The organism is Photobacterium chitinilyticum, assembly GCF_004104355.1.
GTDB lineage: Bacteria > Pseudomonadota > Gammaproteobacteria > Enterobacterales > Vibrionaceae > Photobacterium > Photobacterium chitinilyticum.
In genome coordinates, this window is record NZ_RJLM01000003.1 from 243,402 (window position 1) to 269,068 (window position 25,667).

The 25,667-nt window shown below is 44.4% G+C and carries 27 protein-coding genes; 13 read left to right on the forward strand and 14 right to left on the reverse strand.

What is annotated here, in order from left to right:
- Positions 1 to 23: 23 nt before the first annotated feature.
- Positions 24 to 2,447: a response regulator gene (locus EDI28_RS10000; protein WP_128783718.1), complete on the reverse strand. Its 2,424-nt coding sequence runs from the start codon at positions 2,445 to 2,447 to the stop codon at positions 24 to 26.
- A 79-nt stretch (positions 2,448 to 2,526) separates the two neighbouring features.
- On the opposite strand from EDI28_RS10000, the gene EDI28_RS10005 reads away from it, so the two are divergent.
- Positions 2,527 to 3,285, forward strand: a complete 759-nt coding sequence (locus EDI28_RS10005; protein ID WP_128783719.1) for a substrate-binding periplasmic protein — start codon at positions 2,527 to 2,529, stop codon at positions 3,283 to 3,285.
- 85 nt (positions 3,286 to 3,370) lie between these two features.
- On the opposite strand, the gene ribA is transcribed toward EDI28_RS10005, so the two are convergent.
- Entirely contained in the window at positions 3,371 to 4,423 is a 1,053-nt protein-coding gene (gene ribA / locus EDI28_RS10010) for a GTP cyclohydrolase II (RefSeq protein ID WP_128783720.1), read from the reverse strand.
- A gap of 277 nt (positions 4,424 to 4,700) precedes the next feature.
- On the opposite strand from ribA, the gene yjjG reads away from it, so the two are divergent.
- A complete protein-coding gene (gene yjjG, locus EDI28_RS10015; RefSeq protein WP_128783721.1) occupies positions 4,701 to 5,375 on the forward strand; it encodes a pyrimidine 5'-nucleotidase in 675 nt (224 codons plus the stop codon).
- A gap of 174 nt (positions 5,376 to 5,549) precedes the next feature.
- Here yjjG and EDI28_RS27540 read toward each other — a convergent pair whose 3' ends face one another.
- Positions 5,550 to 5,675, reverse strand: a complete 126-nt coding sequence (locus tag EDI28_RS27540) for a hypothetical protein (protein ID WP_267900008.1) — start codon at positions 5,673 to 5,675, stop codon at positions 5,550 to 5,552.
- Between the two features lie 46 nt (positions 5,676 to 5,721).
- Here EDI28_RS27540 and brnQ point away from each other — a divergent pair, with 46 nt between their 5' ends.
- The gene (gene brnQ / locus EDI28_RS10020; RefSeq protein ID WP_128783722.1) at positions 5,722 to 7,014 is read left to right on the forward strand and encodes a branched-chain amino acid transport system II carrier protein; all 1,293 of its coding nucleotides are present in this window, start codon (positions 5,722 to 5,724) and stop codon (positions 7,012 to 7,014) included.
- A gap of 80 nt (positions 7,015 to 7,094) precedes the next feature.
- On the opposite strand, the gene EDI28_RS10025 is transcribed toward brnQ, so the two are convergent.
- The 3 genes from EDI28_RS10025 to hdfR all read right to left on the reverse strand — a co-directional run bounded on the left by EDI28_RS10025 (position 7,095) and on the right by hdfR (position 8,736).
- Positions 7,095 to 7,277 carry a restriction endonuclease subunit S domain-containing protein gene (locus EDI28_RS10025; RefSeq protein ID WP_128783723.1) on the reverse strand — a complete coding sequence of 61 codons (183 nt, stop codon included), beginning with the start codon at positions 7,275 to 7,277 and terminating at the stop codon, positions 7,095 to 7,097.
- A 149-nt stretch (positions 7,278 to 7,426) separates the two neighbouring features.
- A complete protein-coding gene (locus tag EDI28_RS26930; RefSeq protein ID WP_164918524.1) occupies positions 7,427 to 7,588 on the reverse strand; it encodes a hypothetical protein in 162 nt (53 codons plus the stop codon).
- A 287-nt stretch (positions 7,589 to 7,875) separates the two neighbouring features.
- Positions 7,876 to 8,736, reverse strand: coding sequence for an HTH-type transcriptional regulator HdfR (hdfR, locus tag EDI28_RS10030; RefSeq protein ID WP_128783724.1), 861 nt, complete (start codon positions 8,734 to 8,736; stop codon positions 7,876 to 7,878).
- Between the two features lie 160 nt (positions 8,737 to 8,896).
- On the opposite strand from hdfR, the gene EDI28_RS10035 reads away from it, so the two are divergent.
- The 3 genes from EDI28_RS10035 (at position 8,897) to EDI28_RS10045 (ending at position 12,372) form a co-directional block, all read left to right on the forward strand.
- Positions 8,897 to 9,244: a MaoP family protein gene (locus EDI28_RS10035; RefSeq protein WP_128783725.1), complete on the forward strand. Its 348-nt coding sequence runs from the start codon at positions 8,897 to 8,899 to the stop codon at positions 9,242 to 9,244.
- Positions 9,245 to 9,377: 133 nt separating this feature from the next.
- Entirely contained in the window at positions 9,378 to 10,406 is a 1,029-nt protein-coding gene (gene gshB, locus EDI28_RS10040) for a glutathione synthase (RefSeq protein WP_128783726.1), read from the forward strand.
- A complete protein-coding gene (locus EDI28_RS10045) occupies positions 10,390 to 12,372 on the forward strand; it encodes a flavohemoglobin expression-modulating QEGLA motif protein (protein ID WP_128783727.1) in 1,983 nt (660 codons plus the stop codon). The genes gshB and EDI28_RS10045 overlap by 17 nt, the downstream gene beginning before the upstream one ends.
- 366 nt (positions 12,373 to 12,738) lie before the next feature.
- Here EDI28_RS10045 and EDI28_RS10050 read toward each other — a convergent pair whose 3' ends face one another.
- Both EDI28_RS10050 and EDI28_RS10055 read right to left on the reverse strand, forming a co-directional pair.
- Positions 12,739 to 13,260 (reverse strand): aminoacyl-tRNA deacylase, encoded by a 522-nt coding sequence (locus EDI28_RS10050; RefSeq protein ID WP_128783728.1) that lies wholly within the window; start codon positions 13,258 to 13,260, stop codon positions 12,739 to 12,741.
- 115 nt (positions 13,261 to 13,375) lie between these two features.
- The gene (locus EDI28_RS10055; protein WP_233353336.1) at positions 13,376 to 13,876 is read right to left on the reverse strand and encodes an NlpC/P60 family protein; all 501 of its coding nucleotides are present in this window, start codon (positions 13,874 to 13,876) and stop codon (positions 13,376 to 13,378) included.
- 244 nt (positions 13,877 to 14,120) lie between these two features.
- Here EDI28_RS10055 and EDI28_RS10060 point away from each other — a divergent pair, with 244 nt between their 5' ends.
- Together EDI28_RS10060 and EDI28_RS10065 are read left to right on the forward strand one after the other, a co-directional pair.
- A complete protein-coding gene (locus EDI28_RS10060) occupies positions 14,121 to 14,603 on the forward strand; it encodes a GNAT family N-acetyltransferase (RefSeq protein WP_128783729.1) in 483 nt (160 codons plus the stop codon).
- Between the two features lie 443 nt (positions 14,604 to 15,046).
- Entirely contained in the window at positions 15,047 to 15,802 is a 756-nt protein-coding gene (locus EDI28_RS10065) for a 1-acylglycerol-3-phosphate O-acyltransferase (protein ID WP_128783730.1), read from the forward strand.
- 58 nt (positions 15,803 to 15,860) lie between these two features.
- On the opposite strand, the gene EDI28_RS10070 is transcribed toward EDI28_RS10065, so the two are convergent.
- The 3 genes from EDI28_RS10070 to EDI28_RS10085 all read right to left on the reverse strand — a co-directional run bounded on the left by EDI28_RS10070 (position 15,861) and on the right by EDI28_RS10085 (position 18,284).
- Positions 15,861 to 16,712 carry an alpha/beta hydrolase gene (locus tag EDI28_RS10070; protein ID WP_128783731.1) on the reverse strand — a complete coding sequence of 284 codons (852 nt, stop codon included), beginning with the start codon at positions 16,710 to 16,712 and terminating at the stop codon, positions 15,861 to 15,863.
- A 71-nt stretch (positions 16,713 to 16,783) separates the two neighbouring features.
- On the reverse strand, positions 16,784 to 17,377 hold the full coding sequence (locus tag EDI28_RS10075) for a TetR/AcrR family transcriptional regulator (RefSeq protein ID WP_128783732.1): 594 nt from the start codon (positions 17,375 to 17,377) through the stop codon (positions 16,784 to 16,786).
- A 553-nt stretch (positions 17,378 to 17,930) separates the two neighbouring features.
- Positions 17,931 to 18,284, reverse strand: coding sequence for a DUF2750 domain-containing protein (locus tag EDI28_RS10085; protein WP_128783734.1), 354 nt, complete (start codon positions 18,282 to 18,284; stop codon positions 17,931 to 17,933).
- A gap of 248 nt (positions 18,285 to 18,532) precedes the next feature.
- Between EDI28_RS10085 and EDI28_RS10090 the strand changes: the two genes are divergently transcribed.
- The 5 genes from EDI28_RS10090 (at position 18,533) to EDI28_RS10110 (ending at position 21,945) form a co-directional block, all read left to right on the forward strand.
- On the forward strand, positions 18,533 to 19,129 hold the full coding sequence (locus tag EDI28_RS10090) for a class I SAM-dependent methyltransferase (protein ID WP_128783735.1): 597 nt from the start codon (positions 18,533 to 18,535) through the stop codon (positions 19,127 to 19,129).
- 155 nt (positions 19,130 to 19,284) lie between these two features.
- Positions 19,285 to 20,196, forward strand: a complete 912-nt coding sequence (gene rarD, locus EDI28_RS10095; RefSeq protein ID WP_128783736.1) for an EamA family transporter RarD — start codon at positions 19,285 to 19,287, stop codon at positions 20,194 to 20,196.
- Positions 20,197 to 20,285: 89 nt separating this feature from the next.
- Positions 20,286 to 20,636, forward strand: coding sequence for a nucleotide pyrophosphohydrolase (locus tag EDI28_RS10100; protein ID WP_128783737.1), 351 nt, complete (start codon positions 20,286 to 20,288; stop codon positions 20,634 to 20,636).
- A gap of 125 nt (positions 20,637 to 20,761) precedes the next feature.
- Positions 20,762 to 21,163, forward strand: coding sequence for a globin family protein (locus EDI28_RS10105; protein ID WP_128783738.1), 402 nt, complete (start codon positions 20,762 to 20,764; stop codon positions 21,161 to 21,163).
- The gene (locus tag EDI28_RS10110) at positions 21,160 to 21,945 is read left to right on the forward strand and encodes a hypothetical protein (RefSeq protein WP_128783739.1); all 786 of its coding nucleotides are present in this window, start codon (positions 21,160 to 21,162) and stop codon (positions 21,943 to 21,945) included. Before EDI28_RS10105 ends, EDI28_RS10110 begins: the two co-directional genes overlap by 4 nt.
- A gap of 44 nt (positions 21,946 to 21,989) precedes the next feature.
- On the opposite strand, the gene EDI28_RS10115 is transcribed toward EDI28_RS10110, so the two are convergent.
- From EDI28_RS10115 to nrdD, 3 genes are all read right to left on the reverse strand, one after another.
- Entirely contained in the window at positions 21,990 to 22,253 is a 264-nt protein-coding gene (locus tag EDI28_RS10115) for a DUF2960 domain-containing protein (protein ID WP_128783740.1), read from the reverse strand.
- A 202-nt stretch (positions 22,254 to 22,455) separates the two neighbouring features.
- Positions 22,456 to 22,932, reverse strand: a complete 477-nt coding sequence (gene nrdG / locus EDI28_RS10120; protein WP_128783741.1) for an anaerobic ribonucleoside-triphosphate reductase-activating protein — start codon at positions 22,930 to 22,932, stop codon at positions 22,456 to 22,458.
- A gap of 88 nt (positions 22,933 to 23,020) precedes the next feature.
- On the reverse strand, positions 23,021 to 25,141 hold the full coding sequence (gene nrdD / locus EDI28_RS10125; protein WP_128783742.1) for an anaerobic ribonucleoside-triphosphate reductase: 2,121 nt from the start codon (positions 25,139 to 25,141) through the stop codon (positions 23,021 to 23,023).
- Positions 25,142 to 25,667 lie beyond the last annotated feature (526 nt).

Consider the following 25,667-nt stretch of genomic DNA (forward strand, 5'->3'; position numbering starts at 1 on the left):
ATTCTCCCCGCCTCAGTTCAGACTCATGACAAATACTTTTCCAGCATTTTCGCCAACATCTGCTGGCTCACTGGTTTTGAAACAAAATCATCCATGCCCGAGGCGTAGCATTTATCCTTTTCCTCTTTAACAACATTCGCCGTCAGCGCGATGATAGGGATCCGCAGTCCCTCAGGCTCTAGGTTCCGAATCGCTTCAGTCGCTTTAAACCCATCAAGCACCGGCATTTGGCAATCCATAAATATAAGATCAAAACTACCCTCGCGAAATTTTGACACTGCAGTTTGGCCATTGTCAGCAATCACAACGGTTACCCCTAATTTTTCCAACATCATTTGGGCAACTTTCTGATTAACCACCGTATCTTCAACGACTAGTACTTTTGCTTTTTCCGGGATACAGCCCTCTTCCTGCAAAGCCATCAATTCGGGTAAAGACTGGCTTCGCAATGTAACACTTGCATTACTCGCTGTATTAAGACGAGAAGATTGCTTGGCAGAATGAATATACACTTCTGGCATTGTCTGCCGAGGCTGAATAAATTGCTCATTACCAGACAAGGTGAGTGAATCATGACCAACTTCAACAAGATCAATATCGGTACTGCGCACAACTTGCTGGACAGTCCATTTCAAATTCGATTCTTTATAAGGTCTCGCTAGATAAGAGCGAATTCCGGATTTTTTGGCCCTCTCTTCATCACCCACTTCTGGCCCAGCCGAGATCATCATCATTTTAGGGCAACGATCTACAAATTGTATTTTTAGTTGCTTGGCCAATTCAAACCCATTAATTTCAGGCATAATTTTATCAAGAACAATCAAATCATAGGGCTCTTTACGGCTAATGGCCTGCAAAACAAAGTCAGCCGCTTGAGTGGCCTTCTCACAGCAAGTCGACTTTGCACCAAAGTTGCTCAACTGAGCTGAAGTAATCCTCATGTTAAGCCTGCTGTCATCAACAAGCAGCACAGAAAGCTCTGACAACAGCTTTGTATCACTGCTAGAGGCCGTAGATAGTATATTTTTCTCCAATGACAAAACGAACGAAAAAATGCTGCCTTTTCCCGGCTCGCTACTGAGCTGCAGTTCTCCGCCCATCAATCGAATGATCTCTCGACCAATAGCGAGTCCAAGCCCTGTGCCACCATACTTTCTGGTAGTGCTGCCATCGGCTTGTTGGAATTTTTCGAAAATAGCATCATGCATCTCTTTAGGGACACCGATACCACTATCCGACACTTCAAACCTCACTTTTACTGACTTGTGGTCTTCATCTTCACGTTGAACATGAAGGTGAACAAAACCACTTTCAGTAAATTTAATAGCATTGCTTACCAGGTTATTTAATACCTGACGAAGCTTGGTTGCATCACCGAGCAACATAGGGCTGACACTTCGGTCAATAGAACACTGAAAGGCAAGTTTTTTTTCAGCAGCCCTTACCAAGAAAACAGATTCAACCTCTTTATTAAGCTCGAATAAATTCAAAAGGTTATGTTCCAGTTCCAACCGTCCGGCCTCAATTTTTGAAAAGTCCAAAATATCGTTGATCAGATCCAACAAAGAGAGTGATGAAGTATTAAGCATATTCACATATTCTTTTTGCTCTTCCGACATATCCATCTCTTTCATCAAACTGGACAGACCGATAATTCCATTCATAGGGGTACGAATTTCATGGCTCATGTTCGCCAAAAACTCGCTTTTTTTACGATTGGCCTCTTCTGCATATTCGCGAGCATCTTCAAGCTGGCAATAGTGCTCGCGGATCTGCTCAACTGAATGATTATAGCGGTTAGACAGAATGGACATTTCATCGTCAAACCAACGCGCGCGAAGATGAATCGCTTTGGGCACCTTATCAGAGTCAAAATCAGTCACAGTTCTAGACATCTGTGTTAGCGGCTGAACAACCAGCCGATACATAATAAGAATGATGAAGACAGCAATAACGAAGATTTGGACGGCCTGGCTCATCAGTAAAAAAATAAACTTATCGATCAAGCCCTGATAGATGGCATACAGGTCGGATTGAACCGTCAGTGTTGCCAGATTGTACTCTTTGTTACCCAACTGATAGACCATGTCCCATGACTTCTGGTGCATGTACTTCGGTAATTCAGTGCCAATTCTAATGATGATGCCTTCGCTATCTTTAATCTCAAGATAATGAAGCCCGGGTAAATGCATAATACCTTCGGCCTGAGTGGCCAATTGCTCGCGGTCTTCGACCCATAAGCTGGAAACCAAGCTCGATAGATAGCTTTCTTCAATCTGAACAAATCTTTCTTCGATAGAAGCCAAATCTTCCTTATAGTCAAGATACAGATTCAAACAGGTCGTAAATAAGGTAAATAGTGAGCTAATTAACAAAATTGAAAGTAGTATTTGCCTCGCTATACCCATTTTACGTTTAGGCTTTATTTCTTGATACGTTTTATTCATCCTTAAACTCGCATCTTATCCTTCTTCTACTAACATAATAATAGCTTCTTCAACCGGATAGTTAAGGTAAGGACACAAAATGAATAAAATTTTTTCGATTGCAACAGTATTAGCGTTATCTTGCTCAAGCTTTGCATTAAATGCGGAGTCTGTGAATTATTATGTCATTGCCAAACAAGCAAGTCCGTTCCAAATTGAAAATGGCGATAATAAGCACAGTGGTATTGTTACTGACATCGTAAGAGCTATTTTCAAAGACAGTCAATATGATATTAACTTCCATACCTACCCATTCAACCGAATGATTTCATTGCTTGAAGCTGGCGGAAAACCGAACTGGATCACATACGGAAGCCCAGGATGGGGAGGAGTTCAGGCGGAAAACCTATCTGACAGCCCTATTTATAACGTCAAACACGTACTTGTAAGCAGCCATAAGAACTCTTTCGAGTTCAATTCAATGCAAGACATGAACGACAGAGTCGTCGTGCTGCTTCATGGTTTTGACTACCCTCAACTGACCCCCTACTTCAAAGGCGGTAACGTAGAAGAACTAAGGGTCAAAGATTACAGCGCAGCATTCCGGGTTATAAGGAAATTACCGGGAGATACTGCATTTGTAGAGATGGATTCTCGGATTAAATATAATCTATCGCAACAAAACCAAGATTTATCTCAGTACGATATCCAACCATTTGGGTCGGTCATTCCGGACTATCCTATTTACCTTGCATTTGATCCTAACATGAATAGAGAAATGCAAAATTATGCAAATTCAAAATTGAAAGAACTAAAAAGCACGGGAGCTATTGATAGTATCATTAAAAGCTACTTTTAATTAGGCCAACGTTACAATAACAACACTCATATTTATATGAGTAATTAAAAACGCAGCATAAGCTGCGTCTTTAATTACAACCAAGTTACTTAATAAACTCTTCGTCAAACATGTGACCAAGTTTTGTCGCTTTGGTTTTCAGGTAATTCTCGTTATGTGGGTTATTCCCTTCTTGTAGAGGAACCCTTGCCTCTATACTAATACCTGCACTGGTTAAGGCTTTTACTTTGCGGGGGTTATTTGTCATCAACCTAACCGATTTAATATCAAGGAAGCTTAACATTCCCCTACAGAAAGAATAATCACGCATATCAGCGGCAAATCCGAGTCGCTCATTCGCTTCAACCGTATCTGCGCCGTCATCCTGTAGATGATAAGCACGTATTTTATTAATTAAGCCAATTCCTCTCCCTTCCTGGCGCAAATAAAACAATACGCCACTTCCGGCATTCACGATATTCTCCATCGCTCTGGACAATTGAAAACCGCAGTCACATCGAGCGCTGAAAAGGGCATCACCAGTCAAGCACTCCGAATGCAAGCGGATCAAGGGTGGTGATTTCGGATCCAGCTCACCATATACCAGCGCTAAATGTTCCTTCCCTGTTGCCTGCTCGACAAACCCGTACATCTGGAATGTTCCCCACTGAGTCGGTAGCTTTGCACTATCAACAAAGTGAACAAGGTTAAAAGGCTCCATACCAGAAAAATAATCTCGCACATCCATCAGGATTTTACCGAGTTCATTGCGCCCGCTTCCATCCCCACCATCTCCCCAGAAATCATCATGATGAGAATGCTCTTTAATAACACTGTCGCCAGTGCTCACAAGCAAATGTGCAAACCGAGGATTTTGACGAAACTTTTCAAACACGATGAAGCGCATAACAGCACTTCGAACGTCCATCCAGTCGTCTTTGACCTTGTCTGCAAATTGACGACTTAAATTGAACGCTTTGTCAGGTGTTTCCGCATTTAAAATCTGCTGTTGAATCTCAGGTTCAACAAACTTCTGTGCCTGGTAGTAATGCTCACTTGTTGGCCACACAATATCACTTAATGTAATAGGACTAGATGCGAAGTTTGATAAGAATCCGTGGCTTTCTTCTGGCTCATAGAACTTTATTTCATCAACCATTCATTTTACTCCTTAGCATTATATTAAAGAAACAACTGCAGATTAATGGGGGCTCTCCATGCCTCTTTTCCCATACCATCAAGTATAGTTAATTAAACAGAATAGCAAGCCAGACATCGTCATTTAGCGTACATAACTACTTATAGGTATAACTAGGTTAAATCTAAAACTTTATATACAACTAGCATTTATGAAATTCAGAGAGAAAATATAACCTTGATTGATGTATTATCTGCCAACACCAACATAAAGCGAACCAAAGACCGGATTAATGTAAATGAAATATAAATGGATACTCTTTGATGCAGATGAAACCCTGTTTCACTTTGATGCTTTTCAGGGGCTGAATTTAATGTTTTCCCGCTTGGGCATCGAATTCACTCAAGATGACTTTGCGGAATACCAGAGAGTCAATAAACCACTGTGGGTTGATTACCAAGATGGGGTTATCACAGCCCAGCAGCTACAAAACATACGCTTTCAGTCATGGGCAGAGAAGCTCAAGGTCACAACTCAATTCATCAACAGCGCCTTCCTCACCGCAATGGCTGACATCTGCGCGCCGTTACCTGGTGCCCAAGAGTTACTGCACAACCTGCAAGACAGAGCAAAACTGGGCATTATCACCAACGGTTTTACCGAGCTGCAACAAATAAGGCTAGAACGTACCGGTTTCCAAGACTACTTCTCGACACTGATTATCTCGGAGCAAGTCGGTGTCGCAAAACCTGATCGCGGCATCTTTGATTTTGCCTTTTCGCAAATGGGGCATCCTGACAAAAATGACATACTTATGGTTGGTGATAATCCGCATTCAGATATTCTGGGTGGAATGAACGCTGGGATCCATACGTGCTGGCTAAATGCCCATGGTCATCAAGTTCCTGAAGGGATTAAACCGAATTACCAAGTCTCCACACTCGATGAACTTAACGCATTGCTAAACAGTTAAACACTTAAGAATCAGATAGTTAACGAGGTGAAAGATTAATGCAAAATAATCCGCTAGGTTTCACCTCAAAACCCAGAATAAAATAAAGCTTTACATCAGGCCGTGCACTGCATTATGTTAATTTTACTTATCTAAATTCCAAGTGTGAAGAATGCGCATCTCAATGACTAACAATCAGTCCGATTGCACGCAAGTAAATTCTTGCTCAGCATCTTGCACACTTTTCTCTGTCGTCGTCATTTTCTGACGCTGACGGCTTTGTTTTTCGTCAGCTTGGCTGGCGAAAACAGAGTATTTCACCTCTCTTTTCTAACCACCCAACTGACAATGACTGAAGGTGGTTCCATTGAAAAAAAGAGATATCACGGCTATTGGCTTTACGACCTTTGCACTGTTCCTGGGTGCGGGTAACCTTATTTTCCCTCCGATGATGGCCCTGCAAGCTGGAGAAAACTGGCTCATTGCGATGGTAGGCTTCTTGATTTCCGCTGTCGGGCTGCCGGCTCTGACAATTATCATTCTGGGTCGCCTTTCTTCTGTCAATAAACTCACTCAATCACTCCCGACATGGTTGGACAGAACATTCTGGCTAACCGTATTTATAACCCTAGGCCCAGCTTTTGTTCTACCCCGAGCTGTTACTGTCGCCTATGAAATGGGCTTAAAACCATTTGTCGGTGAAGGTTATCTATTGCCATTCTCTGTCACCTTCTGCGCCATTAGTCTGTTTCTGGCCCTCAAGCCAGGTAAGCTTGTTGATATTATTGGCAAGTTCATGACACCAGCCCTCATTGCGATGCTTGGCGTACTCGTCATCACCGCTATTTTCAACCCTCAGGGGTCAACAACCCAGGCTCTTACTAACTACCAGCAAGCACCCTTGGTAAACGGTTTGCTAGAAGGCTATATGACTTTAGACGCAATAGCTGCCGTAGCCTTTGGTTGGGTGATCATTCAGGCGATTAAGGAAAAAGGGGTCACCACCCAGATCGGTATACGCCGATACAGCTATTTCATCGCTGGTATCTACATGATATTGATGAGCATTTGTTATCTAGCAATGGGTTACCTTGGTGCAAGTTCTTCGGCTATTGCTCCCGGGGCAAGTAACGGCGGGGCGATTCTCACACTGTACTCGGCCGCAATTCTCGGGCCTATTGGCCAGCTACTACTCGCCGCAATTACCCTGACGGCTTGCCTAACAACGATCATTGGCCTTACCAACGCTAACGCAGAGTACTTTGAAAAGACCTATCAACTTCCATTTACAAAAGGGGCAACGATTGCCATCACACTGACTGCCCTAGTCGCCAATTTTGGCTTAGAACAACTTATCTCGTTCAGCCTACCTCTTATCCTTGTACTGTGTCCCATCGCAATAGCGCTCGTGTTGGCCGCCTCCCTATCACTCACTGAAAATCCAAATCTGAAATACTTGGTGTTAATTGCATTAGCTTTGGGGTGCATTGATACAGCCACTGTACTCGGAATTATGACTGACTCTCTTAACCGGATGTTCCTAGAATGGCTCCCTCTCTATAGCAGCCACCTTAGCTGGGTAGGCCCGTGTAGCTTAGTTCTGCTATGGCTGTCATTCACTATGAAGCCAACAAAAAGTCATCAGCCAGCACTTAGCTAAGTTACAAGCCGAATGACTACTCATAAAAAACGGCACCTTGAAAGGTGCCGGTTTTTTATTCGAGATAACGAATCGCTATATTAGCTATCTTCGTCGATCACTCGCTGGCCAGTCATATACTGTTCAAGAATTTCAGGCGTCAGTTCACCAGCTTCTTCCAGGCGCTTTAACGTTTCAACAATGCGCTTTTGCTCTTCAATGGAAGGGATCGGTAATTCAGGCTCTTTTTCGATATCATTAGGGATACTTAGGTTATCTAGCATTGCACAACTCTTTGGTGATTCATGTAACTGCAGCCAGTATACCGCAATCTGCGGGAAAAAGGTTGATCCCAGATATTGAGCTATCAACTAAAAGAGCGTTCATCTTGAACGCTCTTGTACTGGTATATGTCTACAGAAGATAATAATAATCAAAAGTTACTGTCATCATACTCTGAATACTCTTCACGCTGCCTCGCAATGCGGCGCTTTTTCTTCTTTGGTTGCTGGTTGAAATCTCGAAAGTCATCTTCCAGATCGAATTTGTTTTTGGACTTAGATCCTTTGCTAAATTTTTGATCTAACTTTGCCATGCTCGTTTCCTGAAACATATTCAGAGTAAAATGCTACTGATTGATTGAACACCGATAACGATATAGTCATCAACAGATATCGTCACCAACATTTACCGAATAATAATAGTCGTTTATGACAGTAAAACTAAAAGATACCGGTCCGAAGAGAATAAAACTACGACCAATATCAAATACAAGAACCAAAACACATATCGGATCTCATCTTACTGCCTGACGCGGAGAGTAGTGAGAATTCCGACAAGTGTACAACAAGTTATTTTTCATCCAACAAGCAATAGATTCGATTAGACGCTTTCAATAACATTGTTGAAAGGAACACTAAGCATTGCCTGCAGCAACGCCAGCTTGTCGCTATCTTCACGCCATACCAAATACAGTGACTGCTCCATCACCGGAGCCCCAAAAATGGGGTATAGCTCGCCATGCTCAACACTCTGAGCGATCACCGGCGACGGCAAAAAGCCGACCGAGCGGTTATTCAACAAATATTCCAGAGCCATCCTACTCGAATGGGTATGCATAACAGGTGTCTTTTGCAGTTCGCTTATACGACTGTGCTCGACCGAGAAGCGCGTCCCCCAGTCAAGAAAAACCAGAGGAAGCGCACTGAGATCATCCATGGTGCTGCCTTGTTCTCGGGTAACAAGCTGCAACTGAAAATCACGGACTCTTGATACCTGCAAGTTATCAATTCTCGGCGGTTCACTGGTAATCGAGACATCAATACTCTTGTCGAGCAACCGCTTCGCCATACTTTGTCTAGGAACGGATTCCAATCGTAGCGACAAACCCTCTTCGGCGTCATAAATCCGGTTGATCCAGTCTGAGATACCATCAAACTCCCAGAACATCGGCGATGCTCCTATTGTCACCTGTTTCGTTAAACTGTCAGTCAGTGCAACATCCTGTTTAGCCCGTCCCCAAGTCTGCAAAATAGCCTCGGCGTATGGCTGCAAGCGCTCACCGGCCGCTGTTAACTGAACATTTCCCCGCTGTCTTGAAAACAGATCATTCCCCAGCTGAGACTCCAGTTGCCGAACACGAAAACTGACCGCCGACTGGGTTAAAAACAAATTATCTGCAGCCCGGCCAAAATGCCTTGTTTTCGTCACTTCTAGAAACGTTCTGAGTAGTTCTGTATCCACATGTGTTCTCAATTAGCGAAAGAGGATAAAAAAAAGATAGTACACCTTCGCCCTGTTTTATTTTAATCAATTTTTTTTATCGTCACGACGAAAAAACTTCGTTTTACAACGTCAGCCAGCTGCACGACTATCTGCGAAAATCTCATCAGGAAGCAATTTAATGAGAAGTGAAGGCAAATTTTACGACGATAAAAATTTCCCACGCGGCTTCAACCGTTCAGGTGTATTCACTATCAATGAAGCAACATTGCTGCAAGATTACGGCCGTACGATGAAAGGGCTGGAAAACGGTACCCTTGAGCCCGCAAGCGAACCAGAACGGCAGTTCCTCGCAGAGATCCTCGGCCAGCTCGACGTGCAGTCCGATTTCGCAAAATGCTGGATGAAATACACCACTAAAACGACCCAGAAAATAAGAAGCTATACCTTGTGTGTTTCTCAACGTAAGCAGGCCTATTGCTTCGATGACGATAACGAGAGCAACCTAGAAGTCGACATCGATTACTAGTGCTCTCTTGGGGTAGCCGCATGACGGCTTCCTTTCACCCTTAACGCTAAATACCGATTAAGCCATCCACATTGTGCGATGACTTCGTTCTTTTTTGCCTGTCATCCGTGACAGTTCATTTGGTAATACTTGTATGAAAATTTGTTTTGTTATGTACCCGTGGGAAAGAGTTGAAGCCGACACTGACTCAACGTTACGCCTTATTCATGAAGCGGCTAGCCGCGGTCATACGGTTGCAATTACAACACCTAACAATCTGACCATGCGCCACAGTACGGCGATTGCATTTTGCAATGTCCTAAAAACGGGTGAGGTATCAAACAATATTCCGAGTTTTTACCACAAAGCTGAATTTCGCAAAGCGCAATTGCCACTGGCTGGTTTTGACGTGATCTTTATGCGTGCCAATCCACCGCTGGATACCATGGCACTGAACTTTCTCGACTCTGTTCGCGACGATACCTTCATTGTGAATGACATCGATGGGTTGCGTGTGGCCAATAACAAGCTTTACACCACTTCCCTGCCGGATCCGAATAACGAGTTTATTCCGGTAACTCATGTATCAAAAAATCGTGAATATCTAGAGCGAGTGCTGGAAGAAAGCCCCAATGACCGAATGATCATGAAGCCGTTGAACGGCTATGGCGGCAAAGGCGTCATTCTTGTCGAGAAAAGCGCTAAGTCCAGCGTCAAGTCTCTGCTTGATTTTTACATCGGAGAAGACAAGAACTACGTCATTTTGCAGGACTATATCGAGGGTGCCGAAGAAGGCGACGTGCGGATCATGATGCTCAATGGTGAGCCTATAGGCGCCATGCGACGGGTACCTGCATCCGGTGATGTGCGCTCAAATATTCATGCCGGCGGCAAAGAAGTAAAGCATAGCCTAACCAAGCAAGAGCTACGTCTCTGCCGACATATCGGTCCAAAGCTGGTACGCGATGGACTCTATTTTGTTGGTCTTGATGTTATCAAAGGCAAACTGGTCGAAGTGAATGTACTTAGCCCTGGTGGGATCACCCGTATCAACCGTCTGAACAGAACCAAGCTGCAACGTGAAGTGATTGATTTTGTAGAAAGTGTTGTTGTTGCCAAAGAAGTTGGTATCGCCCGCAAAAACGAATACCGTCAGGTGATTGCTGATGCTGCAACTTACTGAGACTGAAGTGCTGGACAAGATCCGGCACCGTATTCCGTTCGAAGCCCAGCTCAACGATGGCAGCCTGATTATCCGTATCAGTGAGTATCAGCCCTATATCGCCACAGCCATTCATCACGGTCACCGCCTTCGCGGTGATCTTGTACCCAAGTGCAACCTGAGCGAGATGGAGCGGTACTATGAAGAAGACCCTTACACCGGGGATTTTATTTCGTCCCTGCCTGTTGTTCTTCAGGGCGAAGATTCCCGGTACGAGTACGATCTAAATCGTCCTGTAGACAGCAGTGTTTATGAGACGGCGTGGGGCAAACAAGTCTGGTCCGAAACATTAACCGCTGCCGAACGTGCAACATCTATCAGCAAGCACGAGCAGTACTATCGTATTTTAGGATGCTTGGTCGATACACTTGAAAGCCAGTTTGGCCTGTGCCTGCTATATGATGTCCATTCATATAACTACCAGCGTATAGAGCGTGAAACACCGGTATTCAACCTCGGAACTGGCCAGCTCAATACGCGCAAGTGGGACAAAGAAATTAATCACTTATTAGGCCGGCTTGGCAATATCGAGTTACCGAATATTGAAATTGATGCTAGTGTCAATTCGGTTTTCAAGGGGCAAGGCTATCAGGCCACCTTCATCAAGGAGAATTTCGCCAATACGTTGATCTTGCCGATCGAAGTAAAGAAAATCTTCATGAATGAGGTCGGGGGTGAAGCCTTCCCCTTGGTTATCGAGAAACTAAAAGAGGCCATGAAGACAGTGCTCACTGAACATGCGGCGGCAACGATTCTGCGCCGTACAAAGGTGAAACGTCTCACGGGCAGCCATATACTTGCGTCTAAACTGCCACGCGAGGTGATCAAGCTTGATCGCCAACTGTATTCTTTGGCCCGGGGTATCAATACGCTGAGTTATATTAATCCGACCAACCTTAAACAGGAAAAGCGTCGGTTCCTCCATAAACCGCATGACTACCAGCCAAGATTTACCTATCGACAGCTGGATATTGACCCGTATAAGTTCAGGGAGCAGCTCTATCGTCTACCGGTTGACGACGTCCGCGATGCCGACATTCAAAAGATGTACCGCCGGGTTATTGACCAACTGGCAATACGAATTGACTTGCTGAGCAGTATTGGCCAAGACGAGTTTCTCTATAACTCGCTGAGATATTACGGTCAGCCAAATCAGCAGGATATCGCCAATGCAAACTTTATTCTCCACGCCAAGGAGTATCAGGTAGCAGAACCGGCCAGCATCAGTGCGGCCGAGGCAATCAATGCTTTCAAGGCAGCGGCTGAAGAGTACGCTATTTCCTGCAAGATTGTCGGTTCCAAGCAGTTAATTGCGCGGGCAATGGTTAGCGGACGTAACATCAAGGTCAATATGGGCTGCCTGTTCTCGCCTGCGGATCTGAACGCACTGATCCACCATGAGCTCGGTGTCCATATGGTCACCAGCGTTAATGCTGATAGGCAACCGCTCAAGGTACTTAAACTCGGGTTGCCGGGTAATACCCACACCCAGGAGGGGTTGGCGATTCTGTGCGAACACCTGTCAGGCAACTTCCCGTTACAGCGACTGAAAACTCTCGCACTTCGGGTGATTACTGTGGATAAAATGGTGCGAGGTGACAGCTTTAGTGAAACTTTCAACCATTTGGTAACAGAGCATCGCCTAGATAAAAATGATGCATTCACCATCACGGCCCGAGCCTACCGAGGCGGTGGTTTTACCAAAGACTATCTCTACCTTAAAGGGCTGAGAGATGCCTTGATATATTATCGGGAAAGCGATCTGACATCGCTGTTTGTCGGCAAGACAGGGTTTGAGTTCAAGCCACTGCTGGACGAGCTGATCACACGAGAAATATTACGGAAACCCGACTATCTTCCCAAGCCCCTAACACAGATTGATGACGGCGATCCAATCATCAACTTTATGCTCAACAGCATTAAGTAAGCACCTGCACACCCCGTACGTAACGGTAGTTTTACCACTGTCGTTGCGTACCCTCCCTCTAAACTAGCTCCAACTTGAAGTTAACTCGTAAAACAAAGAAAATGTGCCTGAACTGAAACTATAACTGACCTAGACGGTGGCAGTTTTCACTGCAGTATTGGGGGCGGTTGAGGGTCAATATGAGTCACAAGGTGGATCGTTTCCGCCACGACGGGTATCACTACCGCCCTAGGGTTACAGTTAAAAAACACCTTTAAAATCATAAGCTTATTATACAACCACAAAAAAACACCCGCGAGATTATCCATCCTACGGGTGTTTTCCTAATAACAACACATAGCGTGTTCTCTTCAGTCAGCTAAAACTTTATTCCCAGTCCCAGCCTCTTCTACTTTCCTGCTCCTGAGAAAACATCATGCGATAACCACTAATATTTTGATGTGGAATATCGTGCATCACTTTATGGAACTGCTTGTTATCCAAATGGATCAAGCTCTCATGATCCCCTGATTCTATATAAAGTTCATCTTGTTCAAGCAAAAGATCGTCTACCAACATGCTAACCTTATAAGCTTGCCCTAGCGAAGGAACTGCCCCAGGATCGCAATCCTGAAATATCTGTGGTAGTTCGTGCTCACCAATCAAGAAATACTGTTTTCCCATCATACGGCCAATCTTATCAATCATCACTCGCCGGTTTGATGGAACAACAGCCATCAGGTATTCACCATTCTGATCTTTGAGCATTACGGCTTTCGCAACTTGCGAAGTGGGTACATGCGCAGAGATAGCAGAGCTAAAAGATGTGTCGGTATGACGGTGTTGGGTAAGGCTGAAATCCACATTATGACTGTTGAGGAATTGCCCTACTTTAAGTGCCATGGCCATGTTCACCTCCGGAAATTATTCCTACAGCAAAAGTATGGGAGGCGTTGGCCATTTTTGCGAGATCGCGGGCTCAATTTAGCGTGTAAATACGGAAAAAATTCATACCCAAATTACCTCAGTAAATTTGTACTCTTCGCATCTGCCAAAATGCCCGCCGCCAATATGGGTTGTCCAAACGCGAAATCATGACACCCCGAGACGTTGAAGCATGAAGAAACTCTGATTTCCCGAGATAGATCCCGACATGCCTCAGGCTACGGCCCGTTTTAAAGAAAACCAAGTCACCTTCTTTTGCTTCGGCCTGAGGGATCCAGCGTCCGATTCTTGCCAACTCGCCAGTCGTTCTCGGCAGAAGCCGATTGAACACGTCAGAATAACCCACCTGCACAAACGCCGAACAATCTATACCACGCTTGCTATTTCCTCCCAGACGATAGGGTGTCCCCTTCCACGATTCATACACCATACTGAATGATGGTGTAGAAAGTGACGGTATTAATGCCGTTGGAATTGACTGATTCCTTTGCTGATAGTTATCGACTGACTCAACACGGCCAGGCTTAGATGCCGCCTCATTAACTCCGAGGTTAGACGAGCAGCCAGAAAGGGCCGTCACCGATAAACATACAATCAAAAAACAAGAATAAATATTCACAGCGCAAATGTTCTATTTTTCCTACTGAATCTACGGAACGTGCAAAAAAGTTACTGCCGACTTTCCGCTGCAATCAGTTTTTATTAGTTTCACGATAGGTTATATCATTCCACAGTTTTGAACAGAGGTGCTATCGAATCCTGACATTAATTGTTATAAAAACCACCGACTTGACCACCAGCCAAAACAGGGAAGATGTTAACAAATGAATATATATCCACTCAGGGCATTTATCAGCGATGATATTCATGCTGTAGCCGAAATCTATTACCATTCTGCGTCCGTACTTGGACAGCAACATTACTCCCCTGAGCAGGTTTCAATCTGGGCTGATTATCCTCACTCGCACTTTGATGAATTTGAAGCCTTCATGTACCAAGGTCACACTCTGGTTGCCGTCGATGAAAAAAACCAACCAATCGCATTTGGCCAGCTTCACCCAGTCAACCATCTGACGTTACTGTATGTCTTACCGGAATACTCTCGCCAAGGACTGGGAAAACAGCTCTACACTGCGTTTGAGGCGATAGCCTTGGCGAAAAAACAGACCAGCCTGAGCGTGACAGCCAGCAAAGTATCAAGAGGCCTATTTGAGCAACTAGGGTTTGAACTGATAGAAAAAGAAATCTCACTCAGGAACAACATCCCGTTCGAGCGCTACAACATGGTAAAAATACTTAAGTCGTAATTTTTAGACAAAAAAAAGAGGCGTAGCTCGGCGCTCGCCTCCAAAACTCCACACAACTGAAGAGACTTTGCACAACAGACCGCATACTTTCAGACAAGATCGATCATGCCGTGTCAAAACCAAGCTCTTTATCTCTTGAATTATAAAGACTTTCCAACATTTTATTGACTCGTGTAACCACGTGCGATTGACTTCACACCTGCACTGTAGGTTTACATAGCAACACCTGCTTTATTGGGCTTTTACTGATCATTTCTTAATCGTTCTGGCAGTGTATATAATGATCTTGGTGCACCGAATGCTCTCGGAGCCTGTTGAGTTTATTTATCTTTAGGCTAATTTGCTGTATTTTTTAAGAAACCTGTTTCTGAAGCTCCTCTGGCCTCTTCTGTTAAACATGCCAATGACGTCAGACTGAGTACTAATAATTCAAAGGAGTGATTGTGCTTTCTCTTATCCGCCTGTTGTTAGCGGCAATGTTCATAATATTTACCTCGCTTTTTGCCTTGGTCTACTGTCTACTGAGCCCTCGCAATCCCAAACACGTGTATTTTTTCTGCCGCTGGTTCAATCAGTTACAAAAACTAGCTGGTGTAGAGCTAATTCAGCGAAGCAAAGAAAACGTCGCCAACGTTGGAAACAGCGTTTATATCTCCAACCACCAAAGTATATTCGACTTCGTCACCGCTCCCGGTATGCTTGAGCCGCGAACTGTTACTATTGGCAAAAAAAGCCTGCTGTGGATCCCCTTCTTCGGCCAGTTATATTGGATTACCGGTAACATACTGATTGATAGAGAGAATAAGTCTAAAGCTCGCAGTACTATCAAGCAGGTAGCAGAGGCCATACACCAACGTAACCTATCTGTCTGGATGTATCCTGAAGGCACGCGCAGCAAAGGACGCGGACTGCTCCCCTTCAAAACAGGTGCTTTTCGAATGGCCATCGAAGCCGGTGTGCCAATTATTCCGATGTGCGTTAGTACAACCCACAACAAAATCTTACTTAATCGCCGTGATAACGGCATCGTCATCAGTGAAATGCTGGAGCCCATTGATATTAGTCAATACGAACTCCAAGATGCTCGCAAGCTGGCTGACTACTGCCATAAATTAATGGAAGACAAGATTGCCGAACTTGATGCCGAAGTGGCACGTTTGGAGCTTGCTAGACAGCAGATACAAGTTAACTCCAATTAACCAGTAAATGGCAGGACAAAAAAGAGCATCATTGATGCTCTTTTTTATTATTGGCAAGTTATTGTTGGGCAACTAACGAGTCAAACGCCTGACGCAAAGGAGCACTATTTAGAATCCGCCCATGCCCGAGCCCTTCTGTTGCTAGCAGCTTCACGTGATCAAGGTTGCAAGCTGTTTCGGAATGCTGAAATGAAGCAAAACGGTCGCCCTTGTCATGGACTATAACCGTTTCCCCAAAGTGCGTTTTAAGCCGCTCTAGCGGGTCAATCGATTCTAAAGAATATTGGTACGTTTCCGAAATTTCACCGACGACTTCATTAAATAGCTTCATGGAGTAACCCGAACGCTTTACGGTGCTGACTAAATTTTCAGTATAATTCAGCACAGGTGCCACCAATAAAATGGGTTTGCCTTTCAATAGCGAGTGTCTACTCTCCAGCACCATTGCCCCACCCATGCTATGTGCAATAACACCGACAATACTGGCTTGCTGATCTAATACTTCATCAAACACTTTAACAAAACCAGGCAGGTGCCCATATCGGCCTTCGCTTTCACCATGTGCCGGATTATCAAACGCCAAAGCGGTATAACCCGCTGCGGCAATATGCTCCATCAGTGAGTAAAACTGGCTGGATGAGCCTGACCAGCCATGACCTAGGATCCAAGTCGGCCCCAGCCCCAACTGGTAAGTCATGATTTTGCCTTCCGTTGTTTCAATTTGACGTCGGATCAATCCTACTGGCTCACGAGTACAACGCTTACCTCGATCAGGGGTCAGCAGCAAATTCTTAGCCACCTTTCTTGCATGACGAGGGGCGACAGTGTGATGCAGGCGTGTTGTCAGGTTGATCAAGCCTCGGCGAAGATCAAGGCCTTTACCCTGCTTAAAATATATCTTGCTGCTCATTGAGCCTCCAAAAAGTACGATCGTGCTTTTTTAACTAAGCAAAAAAAACTATAAGTGTTAAATTGAGATTATTATTGAACTCGCCACTCGTTCATTAGCTCTTCGATACCCAGCCAGAACCGCTGGTGTTCGTCTGTTTCAAGTGACAGTGATCGAAATAAGTGGCTACTCAGGTACACACCATATAAGCGGTATACAAATTGCCAGGTATCCAACTCAGGTTTTAGCTCACCATTCTGTTTCGCTTTTTCTACCTGACGACACAAATACTCCAACCAGCGACGCGTAATAGCCAACAGTGCCAACTGAACAGGGTTATCCGTATCGCTGTTATCTTTCCAGGCATCAAGAAACATACAGCTGCCCTGAAAAGACTGATTCCAGTCCAACCAATTTTGCAGCAATAGCCTCAGCTTCTTTTCAATGCTTTCTGGCTCTGCCATTCTCGCAGGTTGAATAACGCGATGTGCAAAGTATTCACCGGTATATTCCAATACCGCAATCTGCAAATTTTCTTTCGAGTTAAAATGAGAAAACAGGCCGCTTTTCGACATTCCCGACGCCTTTGCCAACTGACCGATAGTCAAGCTGTCTAGTCCATCTTTACTGGCCAGGTTAAAGGCAGTCTGTAAAATATGGTCTCGAGTTATACGGCCTTTGCTCATTTTGCTTCTCAATCTCTGGCGATGTGCTATTTTTAGCACGATCGTACTTTTCTATGCAATGTATATTTTTGCCATCCTCACCCTTTTTCAGCCACAATACGTTTTAGCCGTTAGCGCTCTGCAAACCGGAATAGACTATCTATAGAGACGGGACAATCCCCGACCTGATGTACGACATCCTCAGCTTGTTTTAAAGAATCATAACTACACGGAACGCCGAAAGTATCAGTAATAGGGTAATCATTCCCCTCAGAGTCTCTGAAATTAACACTCCAGCCAGCACTTAAAAAATCGTGCACTATTCGAGCTTCAACCAACGTCTGCTCTGCCATCATTTGGCGACATTCAGAAAGCACCATAACAACACCCTCATGTTTGATGACTCTCTGTAAATATAGCTGATATCTCAGCCAATAATAATTCAATGTCTGGCCGAATATCTTAGAAATAGATACAACAAAGCCGTATCAATAAGATACGGCTTATCTATTCGGTACAACGTTGCCTAGTACTGCATCATGAGTACATTACAGGCCCGATATACAGGTATGGTTTACAGGTATAGCTTGGCTACATCTGCAGGCTCATGCTCAGAACCTTCCAACTGCTCATTCCAGTTCATTCCGACTAGCACACCATCTTCTGCCAAGGTGACCATCCAGTCTTCCACAAACACATCCAGCGGGATCATCGTTGCGGTAAACTCTTCCCACTCATCGGCACAGTGAAGTTTTGCATTCTCTTCGCTTGACCAAAAAGGCATTACTTCAGAATCTTCAAACTCACTAGATGCAACAGACAGCCAATCACCCTCTTCGTTACATAACCCCCAAATCACTTGGGTCTCTTTTGTTTCGGTAACAAACAGATCACAGTTCGCTTGAATATCTGCGGTTAGCTTAGTCATTCTATTCTCTCTTATCATTGGCCTGCTGGCTTACAATCACAACAGGAGGTTGTCCCAACATATTGTTAAGCACCTGATGCCCGTTAATAATACCAAACTTCTGCACTCTGGCGTGATTAAAATCTTATCGGCATTATAAATACAGGCAGCTAGATCATACCCAGTCATCTATATTCTAATAACTGAGTGATTATGACACTGTTATACTGTATGAGTCAGCGTGATCCATGATCGAAGAGGGAACATGAATGGCAACTGTCGATTGGCTGGATTACCTAAGTAACCAAAAGCTGTTACCACCACGCGCGCATCTCATTGAAGCCCACCAATTTCTGGGAAATATCACCAGGAACCGTATTGCCGTTGATTGTGGCTGTGGTACGGGCCGGGATACCCTGTACCTGCTCGAGCAAGATTATCGCGTTTTTGCTTTTGATATTAATATAAAGAGTCTTGAAACACTGTCCGAGCATCCTTTGGCCGCATCGACACCCAGTTTAGATGTTCAACTAAGCAGTTTTTCCGACTATACCTTTCCTCGCGCTCATCTTATCAATGCAAGCGCCTGTCTGTTTTTCTGCTCCCGTCATGAGTTTTACCGACTATGGCCAAGCATTCACGAAAGTTTATACAGCGGAGGAGTGTTTTGCGGCCATTTCCTTGGTATAGACGAGAGCAATACTGATGAAGAGCTTCCCGTTCTAACCCACACTAAAAGCGAGCTGGAGCAATTATTTGCTTCCTTTTATGTTGTCTCTTGGAAGGAGAAACAAGAATATTCAGCCCAGTTGACCGGAGAAAGACGCTCCTGGCTTGTACATACAATTATCGCGATGAAAAAATAAACTCAACCATTATTGATACTTACCAGTGTTGTTTTTTAACTTGATATTCCTCTTGGTTATTTGTCATATAAATTGCTTTATCCCACTCAACTAAAGTGACAAAATAGCCGCCTACACCCCCTGTTGTCTTTTATTTATACTATTGGAACGCCTGTATGCAATCTCACCGTGCCGGAAATGCGTTGGCCGCTTTTTCATTTGTGCTTTGGGGCATCTTGCCACTGTATTACCAGTTTCTTCCCGAAGCTGATATTAATGAACTACTCGCGTTTAGAATTATATTCTCAGTGCCTGTCATGCTGATTACGATTGGGCTTCTAAAGCGACCTTTCCCTTCATGGCAAACAATTTGGGCAGACAAGCACTCGCTGATAGCAACATCTATTGCCGCTGCAATCATGTGTATCTCCTGGTATGCATTTACCTGGGCGATCACTCATGATCAAGTACTTGCTGCCAGTCTTGGTTTCTTCATCAACCCCTTGTTTGCCATCGCGCTCGGTGTCATCTTTCTAAAAGAACGACTGTCACATGCTCAGTCAGCAGCCGTGATTCTGGCCATTGCAGGGATTGCCTATCAAGTCTGGCACTATGGTGAGCTACCATGGATTTCACTAATCATGGGCAGTTTTTTTGCACTCTATGGCTTATGTAAGAAATATATCCGCTATGATGCGCTAACATCCGTCACCATGGAGGCCGCGATCCTTGCACCACTTGCATTGGCATTCATGGCAGTACAGGGGATTTCGGGGCAAAGCGTCGCGTTGTCATCCGATCTATCTACACTGCTGCTGTATATCGGCTCGGCGCCAGTTACACTTGCACCGTTGATTTTCTTTGCTTTGGCTATCAGCCGCACTAGCCTAACCATGGTCGGGTTGATGCAGTACATTGAGCCAACACTGCAGTTCTTGCTTGCCGTATTTCTTTTCGGAGAGGTTTTTGATGAGATTAAGGCCATCAGCTTTAGCTTGATCTGGCTGGGTTTGCTCCTCTGCACATTGGAAGCCTTGCAAGGAGTGTATCGGAGAAAATTTATCCATGCTGAAAATACCAGCATATAAATCTGCTATACCTACTTTAACCTTAGTCACATCATGTGTGTAAAATACTAAGGTTAAGCACCTCTACCAACGCTGCAAAAGAGAATAGTATGTGTTCGGAAATTAAACAGATCCAACAACAGCTGGCAAAATTCGCCGCAGAACGTGACTGGGAGCAATTTCATTCCCCCAAGAACCTGGCAATGGCATTAAGCGGTGAAATGGGCGAGCTCACAGAAATTTTCCAATGGCTAACCACAGAGCAAAGTAAGCATCTTCCTGCCGCTAAAAAAGCTCACCTCGAGGAAGAAATCGCCGACGTGCTCATGTATTTAGTTCGGCTGGCGGACAAGTGCGATGTAGACATTATGGCGGCATGCCAAAAGAAACTATACAAGAATGAACAAAAGTATCCGATTGATAAATGTTTTGGAAATGCTAAAAAATACAATGAGCTCTAGGTCGTAGCACTGTCGAGCAGATTCTCACAATTCCTGTATATTTAGTTGCTTATACCATTTTTGGATTCATACTCATATATAAAGTCATATTTTCTTGAAGCGTTGTCCCTATCAAAGGAGTCGAGATGGATATTCACGAAGTCTTTAACGACAGCTATGCTAGGTGCAACCAGCACCCTCGTTTCTTTGAAACCTTCTACGAGCTTTTTTGCCAGAAAGATGACAAATTCCGCCTGATGTTTGCCAACGTCGATATGCAAAAGCAAATCACAATGCTAAAGGCATCGATAACGATCATTTTACTGGCACCAATATCCGACTCAGCCCGTGAGTCGATTCGATTTTTCGGAAAACGACATGGTCCTCAAGGTATCGGTGTCAGCCCGCTTGATTACGACATCTGGCTTGATTGCTTACTGGAAACCGTCCATCAGTGTGATCCTTACTATACGCCTGATGTAGAAAAAGCCTGGCGAGAATGCTTCTGGCTAGGTATCGAGATCATGAAGGAAGAGTGCGAGACATGACACGTATCGGGTACTATTATCGAATATCGCTGCTCATTCTTATTGCTATCATCCTTGCTGCTCTTGCCCTGTATTTTTCTCCCATCACCCAAAGCCGTAATTTTTATGATTATGCCGATCAACAGACTTGGCTAGGAATCCCCAACTTCGTTAATGTTATTTCCAATCTACCTTTTTTACTGGTGGGGATATTCGGATTAAAGCAATTTTGTACCCATCATACGTATGCCTTAGAACATAGAGTAAACAAAATTTACCCTATCTTCTTTGGTGGGTTAATAGCGGCTTTTTTCGGTTCAGGTTACTACCACCTTGAACCGAACGCTTTGAGACTAATGCTAGATCGTATACCTATCACTGTAACGTTTATCGCTCTTTACTGTATCGTTCTTAGTGAATATATACACCCACACCTTGGCCAGCGCCTGTTCGTTCCTGCAATAATATACGGCGTACTCTCCGTCATATACTGGTATGTCAGTGATACCGTCAGCGGCCGAGGCGATTTATCTGCCTACATTTTGGTGCAGCTGATTCCCCTTATTCACTTGCCCCTTATTATAGGATTGTTCAGACCGCAGTTCAGCCACAGTAGATACTACTTGTACACGCTATTTGCCTATCTCTTGGCCAAATGGGCAGAATCCAATGACGAACAGCTGTATGCGTTGTTAGGAGAGATCAGCGGGCATAGCATCAAACATCTACTTGCCGGATTTGGTGGATTTATCATCTATTTAGGCTGGAGCAAGCGCTCGAGAGTGACAATGTCTGGGAACTGAGCTCAGCTCCCAGACATACCGCCTTAAACAGGTTATACGAGAGGCTACTTCTCGCCGATGCCGCGGTGTTCTTTCTTTGCCAGGGTGATTTTTCCAAACCCTAGTTTTTTAAAATGGTTGTCTCTATAGTCCCTAACAGCCTTAGAGCCTGAAGATACAGCTTCAACTTGCTGTTCCATTTTCAGAAACGCCGTCAGGTCAATACCCTCAGCTGCAGCTACAGCTTCATGAATCGAACGGTATTGATCGTAAGAGAATACCAGTTGCTTCTCTTGTTTCTTGTAGGTATAGATAATGGTGCGTGACATAACGCCTCCAACAGCAAAAAAACAGCTTGGGAATTTACCCTAACTCACACGATGATGGAAGAGGGATAACAACAATCACCTAACCCGCGTTAGAGATATAGCGGTGGCCAAAATTTTCATACACTCTCTTTTCCCACAGTTATACACAGAAACAGTGGATAACTCGCAGACATAGCGCCATTTTGGTCACAATAAATTAACACTAAAGCTCATTTGATTGAAAATAGTGAATAACCTGATTAGCACTACCTCGCCAGACCAGCGACGGATCATGCTGTTCTTGCACAAATTTCCCATCAACTAATGCGTCAATCAACGCGACAACCTCACACTGGGCTTCACTCAGCTCGTCTAACACATACCCTGTCCACAACCATACATCTTTTCCTACACACTCCGCTCGCACACGCTGGATAAGCTTTAATACAGCGCCAAGATTGGCCGGATGCAGAGGATCCCCTCCAGACAACGACAACCCTCGACGTTTAATTCGGGTATCGTTCAAATCTGAAATAATTTGATCTTCCATTTCCTGTGTAAATGAATGGCCGCAATCTAAGCGCCATGTGTTTTTGTTATAGCATCCACGGCACTGGTGCTCACAACCTGACACAAACAAAGTACAGCGTGTCCCGGGACCATTGACTACGTCAACAGGATAATAGTTAAGGTAATTCATTATCTTTCTCACCATAAACAAGAAGTGCCAATTAAGGCACTTCTCTATTCGTCGTCATGAAACGCTTAAGCTGCTATATCTAACAAGATTACATATGCTTGACGCGACGCTTCACTTCTTCCTGCTTACCGAAGTTAAACGGACGTGCATCCGGGCTGCCCAAATAACCACATACGCGACGCGTTACAGACACCTTCGATGGATCATGGTTACCACACTTCGGACAAGTAAAACCTTTGCTGGTACAGTCGAATTCGCCCATAAAGCCACATTCGTAGCATTCGTCAATCGGAGTATTGGTGCCGTAGTACGGTACTCGGCTATAGCTGTAATCCCACACGTTCTCCAGCGCTTCGACATTATGCTGGATATTCGGATACTCTCCATAACAAATAAATCCACCGCTGGTGATTTCGGGGTATGGCATTTCGAAATCAATCTTGTCGTAAGGATTTACTTTCTTTTCAACATCCAGGTGGAAACTGTTTGTGTAATACCCCTTGTCTGTAACACCTTGAACAATACCAAACTCTTTGGTATCAATGGCACAAAAGCGGCTACACAAGTTTTCACTAGGCGTACTGTAAAGGCTGAAACCATAACCTGTTTCTTGCTTCCAGCTATTAGTGGCCTGCTTCAGATGCGTGACAATCGCAACCGCTTTTTGGCGTAATTCTTCACTGTCGAACACGTGCGTCTCTGTGCCGTAAAGCGCATTGATCGCCTCATGAATGCCGATATATCCAAGTGAAATGGATGCTCGGCCATTCTTAAAGATTTCAGAGACATTATCATCTGGCTGCAGTCGGACACCACAGGCCCCTTCCATATACAGAATAGGAGCAACACGTGCCTTTACGCCTTCCAGGCGGCTAATGCGGGTTTCCAGTGCACGTCGGGCCAATGCCAGCCTTTCATCAAGCAAGCGATAAAATCGTGTTTCATCACCTTTGGCCAGCAATGCAATACGTGGCAAGTTCAAGCTAACAACACCCAAGTTGTTTCGCCCTTCATGAACCAGTTCACCATTTTCTTCATAGGCATCCAGGAAGCTACGACAACCCATCGGTGTTTTAAATGATCCTGTTACTTCAACCACCTTGTCATAGTTCAAGATATCTGGGTACATTCGCTTAGACGCACATTCTAATGCTAGTTTTTTGATGTCGTAGTTTGCATCGCCATCTTTATGGTTCAGCCCATCTCTAATTGCAAATACCAGCTTAGGGAAAACGGCTGTTTTACGGTTTTTGCCCAAACCCTCAATACGGTTTTTCAGTATAGATTGCTGGATCAAACGAGATTCCCATGACGTTCCCAGACCAAAGCCAAAAGTCACAAACGGTGTCTGTCCATTGGCAGTATGCAGTGTATTTACTTCATACTCCAAGGACTGGAAAGCATCGAAACATTCTTTGTCAGTACGGGCTTTCGCAAACGACTCCGGCTCGGCAATACCCCATTCTTGGGCTATCTCTAAATGCTTGTTAAAACTGACTGTAACATAAGGAGCAAGCACTTCGTCGATACGGTTGATCGTGGTACCACCATAGATGTGGCTGGCTACCTGAGCAATAATCTGCGCAGTAACCGCAGTTGCCGTTGAAATTGACTTTGGTGTGTCAATTTCAGCATTTCCCATCTTAAAGCCGTGTGTCAACATGCCATTCAAGTCTATCAGCATGCAGTTAAACATCGGGAAAAACGGTGAATAGTCCAGATCATGGAAATGAATATCGCCCAGTTCATGAGCCTTAACAATATCACGAGGCAACAAGTGTTGTTTTGCGTAGTGCTTAGCAACAATCCCAGCAAGCAAATCACGCTGAGTCGGAATCACCTTGCTGTCTTTATTTGCATTTTCGTTGAGCAAAGAAGCATTGCTCTGTTCTATCAACCCTCGAATTTCACCATTAAGCTGGCTCTTTTTCTCACGAGCAAGATCACGGTCATGTCGATACTCGATATAAGCACGGGCGACTTCTTTATGTGGGCCTACCATCAGGTGATTTTCGACCGCATCCTGAATCGCGTGAATATCGACTTCTTCAACAGACAAAAATTGAGAAAGTACACCGTCTGCTACCGACGCTGCATACGCCTCATTCATCGCTTCAACTGATTCGGCTGCGCTCAGTACCGCTTCTTTAATACGCTTGGTATTAAACGGTACACGGCATCCATCACGCTTAATCACAACAGGTTTCACACGGGGCTCCTACGAAAATGACACTGTCACTTAAACACAAAATATAGGGTCTAGTGATTTGGCTAATACAAGATGTGGTGTATTAGGCGAGAAATACGAAAAACAAACATTGATCTAAATCATTTTTTTTAAAGGACAGTACAGGGAACAACCGATGATTTTGAGCTCGTGCCAAAAAATGAATGTAAGCTTTTTTCTAAGCCTTTTTGTCAACAAATTTATTGTCTTCAATGCCTCTTTTTTAGAAAAATACTCCTTGCAAATAGACAAATCAGAGAGGTTGCTTTCACTTAGTAAAATCAGAATCGTTACCTTCTACCTAGCACCTTGTAACTGATAAGTCAGCCAGCAAAATGTACTTCACCGCCCACTTCCAATATCGGTAAAAATATCAGAAGAAACCTCGTTTTCTGCTGGCGCCGATCATCTAATCGTCCCTATGCCCCCTCACGCGAATCATTCCAAATGCTCCTGAGACTGATAATCATCGTGTTACTATTTACTTTAATGATATTCCCGCAGTCAC

Excerpts from the sequence above, each read along its gene's own strand:
- EDI28_RS10000 (WP_128783718.1), bottom strand. The coding sequence starts at position 2,447 with ATGAATAAAACGTATCAAGAAATAAAGCCTAAACGTAAAATGGGTATA.
- EDI28_RS10005 (WP_128783719.1), top strand. The coding sequence starts at position 2,527 with ATGAATAAAATTTTTTCGATTGCAACAGTATTAGCGTTATCTTGCTCA.
- ribA (WP_128783720.1), bottom strand. The coding sequence starts at position 4,423 with ATGGTTGATGAAATAAAGTTCTATGAGCCAGAAGAAAGCCACGGATTC.
- yjjG (WP_128783721.1), top strand. The coding sequence starts at position 4,701 with ATGAAATATAAATGGATACTCTTTGATGCAGATGAAACCCTGTTTCAC.
- EDI28_RS10025 (WP_128783723.1), bottom strand. The coding sequence starts at position 7,277 with ATGCTAGATAACCTAAGTATCCCTAATGATATCGAAAAAGAGCCTGAA.
- EDI28_RS26930 (WP_164918524.1), bottom strand. The coding sequence starts at position 7,588 with ATGGCAAAGTTAGATCAAAAATTTAGCAAAGGATCTAAGTCCAAAAAC.
- EDI28_RS10035 (WP_128783725.1), top strand. The coding sequence starts at position 8,897 with ATGAGAAGTGAAGGCAAATTTTACGACGATAAAAATTTCCCACGCGGC.
- gshB (WP_128783726.1), top strand. The coding sequence starts at position 9,378 with ATGAAAATTTGTTTTGTTATGTACCCGTGGGAAAGAGTTGAAGCCGAC.
- EDI28_RS10045 (WP_128783727.1), top strand. The coding sequence starts at position 10,390 with ATGCTGCAACTTACTGAGACTGAAGTGCTGGACAAGATCCGGCACCGT.
- EDI28_RS10050 (WP_128783728.1), bottom strand. The coding sequence starts at position 13,260 with ATGGCCATGGCACTTAAAGTAGGGCAATTCCTCAACAGTCATAATGTG.
- EDI28_RS10060 (WP_128783729.1), top strand. The coding sequence starts at position 14,121 with ATGAATATATATCCACTCAGGGCATTTATCAGCGATGATATTCATGCT.
- EDI28_RS10070 (WP_128783731.1), bottom strand. The coding sequence starts at position 16,712 with ATGAGCAGCAAGATATATTTTAAGCAGGGTAAAGGCCTTGATCTTCGC.
- EDI28_RS10075 (WP_128783732.1), bottom strand. The coding sequence starts at position 17,377 with ATGAGCAAAGGCCGTATAACTCGAGACCATATTTTACAGACTGCCTTT.
- EDI28_RS10085 (WP_128783734.1), bottom strand. The coding sequence starts at position 18,284 with ATGACTAAGCTAACCGCAGATATTCAAGCGAACTGTGATCTGTTTGTT.
- EDI28_RS10090 (WP_128783735.1), top strand. The coding sequence starts at position 18,533 with ATGGCAACTGTCGATTGGCTGGATTACCTAAGTAACCAAAAGCTGTTA.
- rarD (WP_128783736.1), top strand. The coding sequence starts at position 19,285 with ATGCAATCTCACCGTGCCGGAAATGCGTTGGCCGCTTTTTCATTTGTG.
- EDI28_RS10100 (WP_128783737.1), top strand. The coding sequence starts at position 20,286 with ATGTGTTCGGAAATTAAACAGATCCAACAACAGCTGGCAAAATTCGCC.
- EDI28_RS10105 (WP_128783738.1), top strand. The coding sequence starts at position 20,762 with ATGGATATTCACGAAGTCTTTAACGACAGCTATGCTAGGTGCAACCAG.
- EDI28_RS10110 (WP_128783739.1), top strand. The coding sequence starts at position 21,160 with ATGACACGTATCGGGTACTATTATCGAATATCGCTGCTCATTCTTATT.
- EDI28_RS10115 (WP_128783740.1), bottom strand. The coding sequence starts at position 22,253 with ATGTCACGCACCATTATCTATACCTACAAGAAACAAGAGAAGCAACTG.
- nrdG (WP_128783741.1), bottom strand. The coding sequence starts at position 22,932 with ATGAATTACCTTAACTATTATCCTGTTGACGTAGTCAATGGTCCCGGG.